Annotated in this window: 9 protein-coding genes; 7 read left to right on the top strand and 2 right to left on the bottom strand. The window is 67.5% G+C overall.

All coding sequences use genetic code 11. The features are described 5' to 3' along the window. The first annotated feature begins 178 nt into the window (after window positions 1-178). Window positions 179-3,298: an NAD(P)-binding protein gene (locus ACQR0W_RS23975; protein WP_316170931.1), complete on the top strand. Its 3,120-nt coding sequence runs from the start codon at window positions 179-181 to the stop codon at window positions 3,296-3,298. Between the two features lie 8 nt (window positions 3,299-3,306). On the opposite strand, the gene ACQR0W_RS23970 is transcribed toward ACQR0W_RS23975, so the two are convergent. Continuing rightward, entirely contained in the window at window positions 3,307-6,375 is a 3,069-nt protein-coding gene (locus tag ACQR0W_RS23970; protein ID WP_316170930.1) for an ATP-binding protein, read from the bottom strand. 103 nt (window positions 6,376-6,478) lie between these two features. On the opposite strand from ACQR0W_RS23970, the gene ACQR0W_RS23965 reads away from it, so the two are divergent. Then, a complete protein-coding gene (locus tag ACQR0W_RS23965; RefSeq protein WP_316164869.1) occupies window positions 6,479-6,622 on the top strand; it encodes a hypothetical protein in 144 nt (47 codons plus the stop codon). An 814-nt stretch (window positions 6,623-7,436) separates the two neighbouring features. Here the strand turns inward: ACQR0W_RS23965 and ACQR0W_RS23960 are convergent. Further along, a complete protein-coding gene (locus ACQR0W_RS23960) occupies window positions 7,437-8,372 on the bottom strand; it encodes a helix-turn-helix domain-containing protein (RefSeq protein WP_316170929.1) in 936 nt (311 codons plus the stop codon). 177 nt (window positions 8,373-8,549) lie between these two features. On the opposite strand from ACQR0W_RS23960, the gene ACQR0W_RS23955 reads away from it, so the two are divergent. The 5 genes from ACQR0W_RS23955 (at window position 8,550) to ACQR0W_RS23935 (ending at window position 14,584) form a co-directional block, all read left to right on the top strand. Next, window positions 8,550-9,764, top strand: a complete 1,215-nt coding sequence (locus ACQR0W_RS23955; RefSeq protein ID WP_315752510.1) for an amino acid ABC transporter substrate-binding protein — start codon at window positions 8,550-8,552, stop codon at window positions 9,762-9,764. A gap of 77 nt (window positions 9,765-9,841) precedes the next feature. Beyond that, window positions 9,842-10,717, top strand: a complete 876-nt coding sequence (locus tag ACQR0W_RS23950; RefSeq protein ID WP_315827769.1) for a branched-chain amino acid ABC transporter permease — start codon at window positions 9,842-9,844, stop codon at window positions 10,715-10,717. Continuing rightward, on the top strand, window positions 10,714-12,381 hold the full coding sequence (locus tag ACQR0W_RS23945; RefSeq protein ID WP_315827770.1) for a branched-chain amino acid ABC transporter ATP-binding protein/permease: 1,668 nt from the start codon (window positions 10,714-10,716) through the stop codon (window positions 12,379-12,381). The genes ACQR0W_RS23950 and ACQR0W_RS23945 overlap by 4 nt, the downstream gene beginning before the upstream one ends. Then, on the top strand, window positions 12,374-13,123 hold the full coding sequence (locus ACQR0W_RS23940; protein WP_315717418.1) for an ABC transporter ATP-binding protein: 750 nt from the start codon (window positions 12,374-12,376) through the stop codon (window positions 13,121-13,123). The genes ACQR0W_RS23945 and ACQR0W_RS23940 overlap by 8 nt, the downstream gene beginning before the upstream one ends. 9 nt (window positions 13,124-13,132) lie before the next feature. After that, window positions 13,133-14,584: an aldehyde dehydrogenase gene (locus tag ACQR0W_RS23935; RefSeq protein WP_316164874.1), complete on the top strand. Its 1,452-nt coding sequence runs from the start codon at window positions 13,133-13,135 to the stop codon at window positions 14,582-14,584. Window positions 14,585-14,855: the final 271 nt, after the last annotated feature.

Raw genomic sequence — 14,855 nt, 5'->3', positions numbered from 1 at the left:
CATCCTCATTGCATCGCCACGCGGATTGAACTGGGCGTGGCGCCGATTTTGTAAACCCATAGTACCGAATGTCATTCAACCGCACGGGCCGCGCGGATCGCGGACCCGTGCGCCGATGGACGACGTCGTTCCGGCTCGCCCGGGCGAGAACGTCCGAGGTCAGGGCAGGATCATCGACATGGCAGCAAGAAAGACCCGCGTGGCGATATTGGGCGGCGGCATCGGCGCGTTGAGCGCGGCCTTCGCCTTGAGCGAGATCGATCCGCGCGGCGAGCGCTACGAGATCACTCTCTATCAGCTCGGTTGGCGTCTCGGGGGCAAGACCGCCAGCGGACGCAACGCCAAGCAGGGCCAGCGCATCGAGGAGCACGGACTGCATATCTGGGCCGGCTTCTACGAGAATGCCTTCACCATCCTGCGTGCCGCGCTGAAGGCACTCGATGCACCGCCGAGCGATCCGATCAGGACGATCGATGACGCGTTCAAGCGGCAGAACGAGATCTTCTACGCCGAGTACACCGACGGCCAATGGCTGCCCTGGCCGTTCTGGTTTCAGCCGGATGTCGATGAATCGGTCTATCCCGGCAGGGATAGCCTGTGGGCGCCCGCCGACAACATCGTGCCACCGCTCTCGACCCTGCTGCTGCGGACCATCGCCAGCATCATCTTCAACCTGAACTACTATCTCGAGGACTGGCCGGGCGACCAGAATGCCGAGCTGGCGAAGGCGATCGCCGCCATGCCCGCCGAGCGGCAGGCCCGGCTGGCGGCCGTCTCGCCTGATGGCAAGGGCCATCCGCTGCTGCTGCTGGCCCACCGCGTCGGCGAGAAGCTGCACAGTGACGTCGAAGCGATCCGCCGCGATGCCCAGGGCGACATGGCGGCGCTGCTCCATGCGTTCCGCGGCATCGTCAAGGAGCACCAGACGATCGACGGCCTCGAGGAGGGCCTGCGCCGGCTGTTGATCCTCGCCAATCTCGGCATCTGCATGCTGCTCGGCGTCATTGAGAACGACTGCCTGACGGACGGGCTGGAGGTTCTCGACAGATACGAATTCCGCAGCTTTCTGGCGCAGCAGGATGAAGAGGCCGCCAACAACGCCATCGTGACCGCTCTCTACGAATACATCTTCGCCTTTCGCAACGGCTCCCGCGAGCCGTCGCAGCAGCAGGTGTCGGCCTGCTCGGCCGTTCAGGGACTGCTGCGGCTGTTCTTCACCTACAAGGGGGCGTTCTTCTATAAATCCGTCGTCGGAATGGGGGATACGATCTGCACGCCGATCTACCAGCTCCTGGCGCGGCGCGGCGTGAACTTCAAGTTCTTTCATAAGGTCACGAGTCTCGAGCCGACCAAGGACGGCAGCAACATCGCGACCATCCACATCGACAAGCAGGTCGAGTTCGTCGATGGCAGATATGATCCGCTGGTCCTGGTGAAGGACTACTGGTGCTGGCCGTCCGAGCCCAAATGGCAGGAGATCGAGAACGGCGAGTACTACGCGCTGAAGGGCTACAATTTCGAGAACGCCTATGGTCCCCCCAACCCGCCGCAGCCGCCCCCGGCGGCCCGGCTCAGCCTGCAGCTCGGCGAGGATTTCGACCAGGTGGTCCTCGGCATCTCGGTCGGCGCGCTCGATGAGATCTGCCGGCCATTGATGCAGCAGAAGCCGGCCTGGGCCGACATGGTCGGCAATCTCCCCACCGTGCGCACGATGGCGCTGCAGCTCTGGCTCGACTGCGCGGTCGGAGATCTCGGAGGTCCCTATGTGGCGCCTGGACCGTCGCTCGAGACGATGGGACCGATCGTCACCACCTGCAAGCCGCCGCTCGACACCTATTCCGACATGTCGCAATTGCTGCCGGCCGAGGACTGGCCGGCGCCGGGGCCACGTTCGATCGCTTATTACTGCGCCATCATGAGTGACAACAGCGCGCCGAACGACGAGCAGCTTGCCGCGGACTATGTGAAGAACGCATCCAAGGACTGGATGACGTCCTGGCTCGATACGCTGTGGACCAACATCGGCAGCGGCAGCACGTTCCGCTGGGATCTCCTGCACGCGCCGAGTGACATCAGCGGATCGGCGCGGCTCGACTTCCAGTTCTGGCGTGCCAACATCAATCCGAGCGAGCGCTATGTGCTGAGCCTGCCGGGCACGCTGCGGCATCGCATGGAGCCCGGCAAGTCCGGCTACGACAATCTCTTCCTCGCCGGCGACTGGACCCGTGTGCCCGAGATCAACGCCGGATGCGTGGAGGTCGCGGCGATGTCCGGCCTCGCCGCCGCCTCGGCGCTGTCCGGCGTCTACATTCCGATCGTCTCGACCAGTCCGGAACCCTACATCACCAACGCCTACGTCAACTACGCCGGATGGATCACGCTTCCGCCGGCGCCCTATATCTGCAACGACTCGACCTTCTACGGCTTCGCCGTACCGGCCGACCTCGGCGCCTGCCAGCGGTTCCTCGACCGCTCCTTCAACCGCGTCGCGGGCCGCGACCAGTTCCGCGTGATGCTGGACATGGCCTTCGTCAACGTCATCCAGGTGCGCAAGAGCCAGGCGGCCACGCCGCCCTTCGCGGAGCAGGGCACGATGTCCGAGACCGATGTCGGGCTGTGGCTCCTGGTCGGCAGCTATGAGCGCGGCGCGGTGCTGCCGAAAACGATCGGCTTCGTGCCGGCCTATCTGTTCGTCGACAATGCCTGGTCGGTCGTTGCGGGGCAGGAGGTCTGGGGCTTTCCCAAATATCACGCGACGATCGCCCAGCCCGCCAGCGCGCCATCGAACGATCCGTTCGACGTCTCGGGACTGGCGATTGCCTGCTACGGGCCGGAGGCCCATGCCTCCCAGCAGCGCATCATCCGAATCGAAGGCACGGCGGGATCGACCCCGACCGCGGCGGCCTCTCCGGCGGATGCATTCCGGCAGCTCTGTGCCGGGGCCGACCAAGAGCGAATGAAGCAGCTCACGACCGGGCCGGGCATGGCGTCGTTCCTGGGCGGCGTCTGGGGCCTGCCGATCCCCGTGTTCTATCTCAAGCAGGCGCGGTCGGCGGACAGTCTCACCGCGGCGAGCTACAAGACGCTGTTGAACGGCGCGCTCGACCTGACGGGGCTGCGCAGCTGGCAATTGCAGTCGGGCAACTGGTCGATCGAGATGAGCGCGCTCGATAGCCTGCCGTTCATTCGCGATCTCGGGCTCGGCACGCCCGTCGACGGCAAGCTCGTGCTGACCGCGACCACGCGCGTCTGGGCCGAGATCGATTTCACCGTCGCCAGGGCCAGCCCCATGGCCTGAGCAGGTCGTCACGCCGATTGTCGCCTCGGCGCGTCATCGTCGATGGCGGCGAGCCGCGCCGCCGCCCGGCGCAGGAACGCCGACGCGCCCTGCGCCTCGGCGACCGCGACGGCCTCGCGTAGCGCGGCCGTCACCTGGCCCGGTGCGGTGTCGGGGAGGGCGGCCAGGATCTCGGCGCGCCGCCGATGCAGCGGCGACAGGAAATAGCCGTCGCCATAGCGCCGCGCGGCGTCGATCGCCGCGTCGATCGTCTGCATCGCCTCGGCCGTCTTGCCGACGATCAGTTGCAGACCGGCGACCTCGCCGAGATAGAAGCAGGAGAAATGCATCATGCCGAGCGTCTGGAACGCCGGCAACGCCTCAGATGCCGCCGCCAGCGCCTCGTCTGGAGTCCTGCCGAGATGGCCGCGGGCATGCGCCTGCAGGCTGCCCGCCACCAGCTGATAGAGCGGATAGCCATGGTCACGGCAGATGCGCAGGGCCTCCTCGGTGGCGAGGAGGACATCCTCGTAGTCGCCGCGTGCGAGCTGATAGAAGGCGAGCCACGACAGCGCCCAGGCGAGGTCGAACGGACGTCCGAGCCGGCGCGCATGCGCGATGAGATCGCTGGCGACGGCGGCCGCGCCGGCATCGTCGCCCATCGCATGCAGCACCTGCAGCAGCGAGGCCTGGCCGGCGACCAGCGGATCCTGAGAGGACAGCTGCGGCAGCCGCGCGCCGTCCGATGCCTGATAGAGCTGCACCGCGGCGGCCAGCAGCCGGCGCGCGGCGGGGAGGTCGCCTCTGGCGAAGAGAATGTAGCCCAACGCAACGCCGCTCTCGATGCGATGCTCGGGAAGGCCGGTCTGCTCGCCGATTCCCAGGCACAGATGCGCCATCTCCTCGGCACCATCGAGATCGCCCGCGATGATCAGGAAACTGCAGATGCCGCGCAGCACGGCGAACAGGCCGGCGGTGTTGCCGAGTGCGTCGCAAATCGCCCGTGCCTCGGACAGCGCCTTGCCGACCTCGGGCACGGTGTAGCCGCGCGAGGCGGCGAGGCTGACGGCAAGCCCGATCAGGAGCTCGAGCTCCAAGTCGGCGCGCTCGCCGTCGGCGGATTGATGACGCAGCAGGTCGAGCGCCGTTTGCAGATGTCGCGCCGCTTCGACATGCGCGGCGCGCGAGGCGGCGCGCCGGCCCGCGTCCGCCCATAGCGGGATGGCTTCGGCGATCGCGCCACTCTCGGTGAAATGGTAGGCCAGCAACTCCGGCTCGGTGTCCCGCGTCTCGGGAAAGCGATCGCGCAGCACCGCGGCGATCCTGCCGTGCAATGTCTGGCGTTCGCGCCGGAGCAGGGACTCGTAGGCGGCGTCGCGGATCAACGCGTGCTTGAACGTGTAGAGGCTGTCCGGCGGCGCGCCGCTGCTCTCCACGAGGCCGGACTTGACGAGCTGATCCAGGCTCTCGCCGAGCCTGGCTTCGGGCTCCGCCACGATGGCCGACAACAGATCGTAGCTGAAGCGGCGGCCGATGGCGGCACCGAGATTGGCAATCCGGCGCGCCGGCCCCAATCGGTCGAGCCGCGCAACCAGGGAGTCCTGCAGCGAGGCGGGAATGGCCACGCTCGCATGGCCGTCCCGTGCGGGCGCCGCGGAGGCTTCGACGACGTACTTCGCCAGCTCCTCCAGGAACAGCGGAATGCCTTCGCCACGGTTGACGATCTGGCGTAGCGTCGCTGCCGGCAGCGCGGCCGAAGCGGCCACATGGGTGCAGATCCGCTCGGCGTCGCCCTGACTCAATCGCCCGAGCGGGAGCCGCGTGACCTTCGGGCTCGCGGCCCAGGGCGGCTCATATTCGAGCCGGGCCGTGACCACGATCAGCCAGCGGCGTTGTGCGGCGCGCTGGATCGCCCGATCGAGCAGCTCGAGCGTGGTCGTGTCGCTCCAATGCGCGTCTTCCAGCACCAGCAGCGCGGGCCCGGTCGGCACCATCATGTCGATCAGCCGGAGCAGCGTCTCCCGCGTGACCTCCGAGCGCTTCTCGACGGTCATCGTCTGCAGCGGATTGTCCGGTTCGGGCGCGACGCCAAGGACGTCGGCGAGCACGGCGCGCGCGGTGGTGTCGGTGACGCCGTGCGCGTTCATGAAGCGATCGAGCTTGTCGCGACGCGTCGCTGCGCCGTCGGTGCGGTCGAAGCCGGCGATGAGCGCGAGCTGTTCCGAGATCGGATACAGCACGCTGTCACAACGGGTGGGGCTGCAGTGCCAGATCATCTGCAGCTGGGAGACGTCGGCCACGCGCCGCCGCAGCTCCTCGACCAGCCGCGACTTGCCGATGCCCGGCTCGCCATGGAGCAGCACCACCTGTCCGCTGCCGAACCGCGCCGCCGCCCAGCAATCGAACAGACGCGCCAGCTCCTGGTCGCGCCCGACCAGGGGGGAGCTTTCGCCGCGAATGCGGGCGTGAAAACGGCTCGCGACGGCGGCTTCTTCCAGCACCTCGAACGCCTCGACCGGTGCGGCGAATCCCTTCAGCGCGAACGTGCCGAGATCGCGGAAGTCGAACATGCCGCGCGCGATGCGCTCGGTCGTCCGGGCCACGACGATGCTGTCGGGGGCGGCGATCGATTGCAGCCGCGCCGCGAGATTCGGCGTCTCGCCGACGATGTCGACCGGGCGGCCGTCGGCGCGGGGCATGAGGTCGCTGACCACGACGAGGCCGGTGGCAATGCCGATGCGCAGACGCAATGGCTGGCCTTGCGGGGCATCGAGCCGGCCGACGGCGTCGCGCAGCGCGATGGCGGCGCGGATCGCGGTGGCCGCATCGTCTTCCCCCGCACGCGGATAGCCGAAATAAGCGAGCACGCCGTCGCCGGCATATTGCGTGATGGCGCCGCCATGGCGGCCGATGACGTTTTCGCAGGTCGTCAGGAAGGCGTCGATGACGCTGGTCATATCTTCCGGATCGAGCCTGACGGTGAGCGAGACGGAGCCGACGAGATCGCAGATCAGCGCCGTCACCTGCCGCCGCTCGGCGCGATGCATGCCGAGCAGGCGCGAACTCGTCGTCGTATCGGATGACGGCTGTCGCAACACCCCGCCACACCCGCCGCAGACATCCGAGCCCGGTGGATTGGGCCGGCCACAGGTTTCACAATCCATCTGCGTTCGGGCTCCCGGACACGGCTACGGAATGCGAATGAGCGCGAAGCGCGGAGCTGGCGATATGGGCGCGATCGCGGCGCCCGTATCGACCGACGTCGCGCGCCGAGCGCGAAGCATCGGTTTGCGGTACTGGCATTTCGCGTGCGACCAGGACCGGCTGATCATGTTCAACTCATAGCGCATTCGTGGCAGGGTAGCAACGGTGCCGCCATACTCGCGATGGCTCCGGGGAGCGGGGACGATATCGGACGGCTCCCCCGGGTGTCCTCGATGCTGGCGGGACCGTTCAAGCCTGCGACGATTTGACATCAATGTGAAACATCAGGTCGTCTCCCTTGCGGACAGGCGCGCGTGATCGCGCCATCCCGCGGCGGGCGACCCGTCCGGGTGATGCATCGTGAAGCCCTCGCGAAGCGTGAGGGCGCAGGGAAGGCCGGACCTCGACTGAGGCCCGTGGCCCGCCTGCGAAAAAAATGCAGGCGGCAGGTACCACAGGTCAGCCGGAAACCCGGCCCTCCCTGCGCGATGGCTGAACGGCTGCTTCGCGTTCTCCCTGGTGCGCCGGGCTTTCTGGCCACCATCCCCACGCGAAGCGAAGCCTCAACGTGAGTTGACATCAGCATCGGGATATCAGGACCGCGCGACTTGACCGTGCGTGGCGAATTGTTCGTCGGCGCGGGCAACCCGCGCTGCAATCCACCACGCCCACCGCTCCCCGCCTCGCGTCTCGTGACGACCGCGATACGCCCCTCATCTCGAGACGGGATGTGGGAATAGAACCATGATTTCCGAAAAAACGAAAGAGGAATATTTTCGGCGCGGGGACTGGACAGGCCAAATCAGCTTGATCGCGCAGCGGAAATCAGTTTCCCGGCGCATTGAGCATCCAGGGTTGCGCCGCCCGTGCGAACTCGGGATTTGCTGGTCCGACGCTGACACGTCGTCCTGGACTGTCAAAGAGGACGACCGAGGCGCTTGGCTGCGCCGCGCCGTCACGGCCAGTCGGCGAAGTTGAGCATGGTCCGTGACTGGCCTTTGGTCCGCTGCGACGAAACACCCTTGCGCCAGGCGCCCGGTGATTGACCGGTGTGCCTGACGAAGAAACGGTTGAAATAGGCGCTGTCCTTGAAGCCGAGCGCGAAGGCGATCTGCTTGATCGTCGCGGTGGTGGTTTCGAGCCGGGTCGCCGCCTCCTGAATGACGCGCTGCTGAATCAGCGCGCTCGGTGACCGCTGCAGCACCCGGGTGCACAGCGCGTGCAGGCGATCCGGCGTGACGCCGAGCAACGCAGCATAGTCGGCGACCCGCAACTGCTGATGAAAGCGTTCCTCGACGAGCCGGCGAAAGCGGCTCAGGATCTCGGCGCTGGAGCCTTGCGCCTCGCCGGCGCTCTCGTCGGCAAACAGCCGCCAGAAGCGCAGCACGCACAGGGTCAGCTCCGATGACATGATCGAGGCCGCGCCGCGCCGTGAGGGATTTTCGATCTCGGCTGCAATCGCCGCCATCGAGCGCGCTATGACCGCGGCGAACTCAGCCGTGACGGAGAAGGCCAGGACGGCCTCGGTGCCTGCGAGGTCGAGATAGGCGGGCTCGGCCGAGGAGGGCAGGTGGCGGTGCCAGAGCCCGGAGCGCAGCCGCAGGAGATGCCCGGCGGAACCTGCCGCGACGTCGAGATGCTCGGCCCCTCCCGCCGGTACCCAGACCAGCGCCGCACCGGCCCAGATCTGGATTTCGTCTTCGGCGAAGCGCACCGAGGCCGTTCCGGCGGTCAGGCAGAGCAGGTGGACGAACGGCCGCGCGGCATCCGAGCGCAGGGCCCAGCGCCGTGCCTCGAAATGCGAGGGAATGGCTTCGGCCCCGAGCGCTGCCGGGGTGCCACGGGCCGCCGGCGGCAGCGTCCGAGGCGCGGCATTACGCGCGGTCGTCACCCCAGAAAAGTGCACTCTTTTACCGGAACTGTCCATTGCGCCACCCAAGCCTGCGGTGTTTCCCTCGTCAAGTCCCGACGACCGCAAACAAAAAACCGCGGACGACGCCGGGGCAGAGGAACGTCACCGATTCACCCGCGCGGTCCGCGCGCGTGAACATGGGAGGAGGACAGAGAGATGACTTCGACCAACCGTCGTCAGGTGTTGCGGATCGCGGGGGCGGCGATCGCAGCCGGCTTTGCCGTATCGGCCGCCCAGGCCCAGCAGGACAAGATCCGCATCGGTTATGCGATCTCGAAGACCGGCCCCTATGCCGGCGGCGCCGGCATCACGACGCTGCCCAACTATCAGCTCTGGGTGAAGGACGTGAACGCGGCCGGTGGCATCAAGCTCGGCGACAAGCGGCTGCCGATCGAGATCGTCGAATATGACGACCGCAGCTCGTCGGAAGAGGCGGTGAAGGCGATCGAGCGCCTCGCCAACCAGGACAAGGTCGACTTCATCCTGCCGCCCTGGGGCACCGGTCTCAACCTTGCGGTCGGTCCGACCTTGAACCGGCTCGGCTATCCGCATCTCGCGGTGACGTCGGTGACCGACAAGGCGCCAGAACTCGCCAAGCGCTGGGCCAATGCCACCTTCTGGCTCGGCACGTCGGCGCAGATCTCCAATGGGCTCGCCGAACTGCTCGGCAAGCTGAAGAGCGAGGGCAAGATCGGCGGCACCGTCGCGATGGTCAGCGTGGCCGACCAGTTCGGCATCGAGCTGGCCGCCGCCGGGCGCGAGGCCTTCAAGAAGGCCGGACTGACCGTCGCCTACGACAAGACCTATCCGATGGGCTCGCAGGACCTGCAGCCGCTGCTCAAGGATGCGATCGCGAGCAAAGCCGATGCCTTCGTCGCCTTCAGCTATCCGCCGGATACGATCGGGCTGACCGAGCAGGCGCAACTGCTCAAGTACAATCCGAAGGTCTTCTATGTCGGCGTCGGCACGGCGTTCCCGCTGTTCAAGGGCAAGTTCGGCGCGGGCAGCGACGGCGTGATGGGCATCGGCGGCTGGAACGCCGACTCGCCCGCGCTCAAGGACTATCTCGCCCGCCACAAGGCGGCGACCGGGCAGGAGCCGGATCGCTGGGCGAGCCCGATCACCTATGCCAGTCTGCAGGTGCTGCAGCAGGCGATCGAGAAGGTTGGCAAGGTCGACCGTGCCGCGGTCGCCAAGGAGATCCGCGAGGGCTCTTTCGACACCATCATCGGCAAGGTGAAGCTGAAGGACGGCCTGCTGCAGGAGGTCTGGAGCGTCGGCCAGTGGCAGAACGGCGAGTTCTACGCCGTGGCGCCGGCCTCGCTGCCCGGCGCACGCGCCGCGGTCGTGCCGAAGCCCGAGTGGAAATAGCCGGAACGAGGTCGTGAGCTTGCGGACGCGCGTCAAGGCGCGCGCGTCCGCGGGCCTCGCGCAAGAGGCACCATCCCATGTTGCTGTTCGACATCCTGCTGCCCGGTCTGGTGCTGGGGGGCATGTATGCCCTGATCGCGCTCGGCCTGACGCTGCAATATGGCGTGGCGCGCATCATGAACCTGTCCTATGGCGAGTCGCTGGTCGCGGCCGCGTTCGGCACGCTGTCGCTCTATTCCGGGCTGCAACTGAGTCCGCTGCTGGCGCTGCTGCTCGCGATGCCCGCCGCGGGACTGCTGAACTGGCTGCTCTACAGGCTGTTGCTGCAGCGCCTGATCCGCCGCGGCAAGGACGCCGGCGCCCAGGAGGTCGACAGCATCCTCGTCACCTTCGGCGTGCTGTTCGTGATCCAGGGCATCATGCTGGTCGCTTTCGGCGGGCAGTACTACAGCTATAGCTATCTCTCCATTCCCGTCACAGTGCTCGGCTCGACGCTCGCGGTGAACCGGCTGGTCGCGCTTGGTTTCGCCGCACTGATCGGCACCGGCGTCTATCTCGCGCTGACGCGGACAAGGATCGGCACGGCCGTGCGCGCCGTCGCGGTCGATGCCAATGCCGCGCGGCTGGTCGGCATCGATGTCGCTTGGCTCGCAGGACTGGCGTTTGCGTTCGGCGGTGGCCTGGTCGCGGCCGGCGGCGTGCTGGTCAGCATGTTCCTCACCTTCAACGCCTCGATGGGCGTCGTATTCACGATGAAGGCGCTGGTGGTCGTGATCATGGGGGGCGTCGGCAACGTCATGGGCGCGCTCGCCGCAGGGCTGCTGCTCGGTGTCGTCGAGACCGCGGTGGCGCGGCTGGTCGATCCCGGGCTGACCTTGGCCGCGACGTTTGCGATGTTTCTCGGCGTGCTGCTGATCCGGCCGACCGGACTGTTCGGAAAGGCGGCGTCGTGATCAGCCCCGGCAAGATTCTCGCCTGGTGCATCGGGCTCGTCGGCGTTGCCGCGGCGGTCACGCTGCCGCTCTATGCCAACGGCTACTATCTCGCGCTCGGCATCAGCATTCTCTATTTCACCGTGCTGGCAACCGCCTGGGCCATGTTCTCCGGGCCGACCCGCTACGTCTCGCTGGCGACCGCGGCGTTCTTCGGCATCGGCGCCTATACGGCGGCGGTGACGGGCGAGACGCTGAGCTGGCCGCTGCAACTGATGACCGCTGCGGGTGTCGGCGCTGTCGTCGCGGCCATCACCGGCCTGTCGACGCTGCGGCTGTCCGGCATCTACTTCATCATCTTCTCGTTCGGCCTGGCCGAGCTGATCCGCCAGCTCGTGATCTGGTACGAGGTCAACATCCACAAATCGGTCGGCCGCTATCTGTTCAGCGACATCACCCAGGAGATGCTATACTGGCAGCTCTGCGCGCTGACGGCGCTGGTCTTCCTCGCCGGCTTTCTGCTGACGCGCTCGCGCTATGGCCTCGCGCTGCGCGCGATCGGCGCCGACGAGACCGCCGCGCGCCATTCCGGCATCGATGCGACCGCGGTGAAGCTCGGGGTCTTCATCCTCAGCGCGGTGTTCATGTCGGTGACCGGCGCGATCATGGCGCCGCGCTGGACCTATATCGATCCGGCGATCGCGTTCAACCCGATGATCTCGTTCCAGGTCGTGATCATGGCGCTGCTCGGCGGTGCCGGCTCGCTGATCGGCCCGGTGCTCGGCGTCATCCCGCTTGTGCTGCTGTTCGAGGTGCTGACAGCCGCGCTGCCCAACCATTTCAGCATCGTGCTCGGCCTCATCTTCATCGGCATCGTGATGGTGCTGCCGAGGGGCGTGATCGGGTTGGTCGATCGGGTCTGGCGGCGCGAGCCCAAGGTGGTCGGCGCCAAACCGGAGCAGGGCGGAACGCTGCTCACGGCCGAGACTGTCGGCAAATCCTTCGGCGGCCTGCGCGCCGTCGACCAGGTCAGCCTGGACGTCCGCGCCGGCGAGATCCTCGGCGTCATCGGCCCCAACGGCTCGGGCAAGACGACGCTGCTCAACATGCTCTCGGGCGCGCTCGTGCCCTCGGCCGGCACGATCCGCTTCGGCGGCACCGTCATCAGCGGCCTCGCGGCGCACCGGATCGCCCGGCTCGGGCTTGCCCGCACCTTCCAGTTGGTGCGGGTGATGCCGGACCTGACGGTCGCCGAGAATGTCGCGGCGGCGGCGTTGTTCCGCATGCGCCAGACCGGTGCGGCCGCAGAATCGATCCATGAGCTGCTCGCCCTGGTCGGCCTCGATGGCATGGCGGAGATGCCGGCGGGCGATCTCACTTACATCGACCAGAAGCGGCTGGAGCTCGCCCGCGCGCTGGCGCTGCATCCGCGTCTTGTGCTGCTCGACGAATGGCTGGCTGGGCTCAATCCGACCGAGCTGGAGACCGGCATCAGGCTGATCGCCTCGCTGCGCGACCGCGGCATCACCATCGTGATGGTCGAGCATGTGATGGATGCGATCCGCGCGCTGTGCGACCGCTGCGTGGTCATGAGCGCGGGCGTCGTGATCGCGCGCGGCACGCCGGACGAGGTGCTCGCCGATCCCGCGGTGATCACAGCCTATCTCGGAGAGCCCGATGCTTGAGATCAAGCGGCTGTCGCACGCCTATGGCAAGCACCAGGCGCTCACCGATGTCGCGCTCGAGGTCGCGCGCGGCGAGATCGTCGCCATCCTCGGCGCCAATGGCGCCGGAAAGTCGACGTTGCTGAAGGCGATCGCGGGACTGATCCAGCCGTCGCCCGGAGCCGTGATCCGGCTCGGCGGGACGGACATCGGCTCGCTCGCGCCGCATCTGATCGTCGAGCGCGGCATCGCGCTGGTGCCGGAAGGCCGCGGCGTGTTCGGCGATCTCACCGTCGCCGAGAACCTCCAGCTCGGCGCCTATCCTTCGCGCGCCCGCGACGGCGAGGCCGCGCGGCTGGCGCACGTGCTCGCGCTGTTTCCGCGTCTCACCGAGCGCATGGGGCAGGCGGTGCGCACCATGAGCGGCGGCGAGCAGCAGATGGTCGCGATCGGCCGCGCGCTGATGTCGCGGCCCGACCTGCTGCTGCTCGACGAGCCGTCGCTCGGCCTGTCGCCGCTCTTGAGCCGCGAGGTGTTCCGGGCGCTGAGAACGATACGCGGCGACGGCGTCGGCATCCTGATGGTCGAGCAGAACGCCCGCGCCAGCCTCGACATCGCCGACCGCGTCTACCTGATCGAGCAGGGACGCAATGCCGGCGAGGGGCCGGCGCCCGAGATGAAGAACAATCCCGACATCCAGCGCGCCTATCTCGGCCAGTCGCGCGCGCCGGCTTCCGCAACCGCAACAACCCCATCGACCTAGGAGCGCCCCATGAACGCGATCAATCTCCTGATTGGCGGCAAGGACCAGTCCGCCACCAATCAGCGCACCTTCCAGCGGCTCAATCCGATCAGCGGCGAGATCGCAACCATCGTTGCGGCGGCGTCGATCGATGACGCGCTGCGCGCCGCCGATGCCGCCGCGGCGGCGTTTCCGGCGTGGTCCCGGCTCGGTCCGGGCGAGCGCCGCAAGCGGCTCAATGCGGCTGCGGATGCGCTGGCGCGCAACGCCCCGGAGTTCATCGCGCTGATGATGGCCGAGACCGGCGCCACCGCGGGCTGGGCCGGCTTCAACGTGCATCTCGCCGAGGGCATGCTGCGCGAGGCCGCGGCGATGACGACGCAGATCGCGGGCGAGGTGATCCCGACCGACGTGCCCGACAACATTGCGCTGGCGCATCGCCAGCCGGTCGGCGTCGTGCTCGGCATCGCGCCGTGGAACGCGCCGGTCATCCTCGGTGTCCGCTCGGTGGCGATGCCGCTCGCCTGCGGCAACACCGTGGTGCTGAAGGCCTCGGAGATGAGCCCGGGCGTGCACCGGCTGATCGGCGCGTGCCTGGCCGAAGGCGGTCTCGGTGACGGCGTCGTCAACGTCGTGACCAACGCGCCCGAGGATGCGCAGGCCGTGGTCGAGGCGCTGATCGCCCATCCCGCGATCCGGCGCGTCAACTTCACCGGCTCGACCCGCGTCGGCCGTCTCATCGCCATGGCCTGTGCCAGGCAATTGAAGCGCGCGCTGCTCGAGCTCGGCGGCAAGGCGCCGCTGGTCATTCTCGACGATGCCGATCTCGACGCCGCGGTGAATGCCGCCGCATTCGGCGCCTTCATGAACCAGGGCCAGATCTGCATGTCGACCGAGCGCATCGTGGTCGACGACAAGGTGGCGGATGAATTCGTCGCAAAGTTCGCGGCCAAGGCCAACAGCCTGCCTTACGGAGATCCGCGCAAGGGCGATGTGGTGCTGGGCTCGCTGGTCAGCGCCGCCGCCTGCGACCGTGTCGGCGGCCTGATCGAGGACGCGGTGGCCAAGGGTGCCGTGTTGGCCGCCGGCGGCCGCGGCAGCGGCACGATCATGCCCGCGACCATCGTCGATCACGTCACGCCGGCGATGCGCATCTATGGCGAGGAGAGCTTCGGTCCCGTCGTCACCATCGTGCGCGTCAGCGGCGTCGACGAGGCCGTGCGCGTCGCCAACGACACCGAATATGGCCTGTCGTCGGCGGTGTTCGGCCGCGACATCGCCCGCGCGCTCGCTGTCGCCAAGCGAATCGAGTCCGGCATCTGCCACGTCAACGCGCCGACGGTGCATGATGAGCCGCAGATGCCTTTCGGCGGCGTCAAGGCCTCGGGCTATGGCCGCTTCGGCGGCAAGGCCGCGATCGACGAGTTCACCGAGCTGCGCTGGATCACGGTGCAGACCGGCGAACGGCACTATCCATTCTGAGACGGCGTTTGCGGCCCGGCTCTGGCGCATCGTCGGATGCAGCCAGAGCCGGTCGTATTCCGCGCGGCCACGCGGAAGCCATTCCATATGTATCCGGAGCATCGCGCAAGGGCGACTTCGGCGCGCGCCCTCACGGCGGCGACACGCGCCGTCCGTGAGCACCGACGGTGCGAGGTGCGATCGAAATTCACGTTGCAGCTCCGCTGGTTGCGGCGGACAGGCGCGCTACCTTAAAGAAATTCCAACGGCTTTAGATCGATTCAGTTTGCTG

It is taken from the genome of Bradyrhizobium sp. HKCCYLRH1034 (genome assembly GCF_051168375.1).
In the GTDB taxonomy this organism is placed as follows: domain Bacteria; phylum Pseudomonadota; class Alphaproteobacteria; order Rhizobiales; family Xanthobacteraceae; genus Bradyrhizobium.
This window is presented reverse-complemented; position numbering and strand designations above follow the sequence as displayed.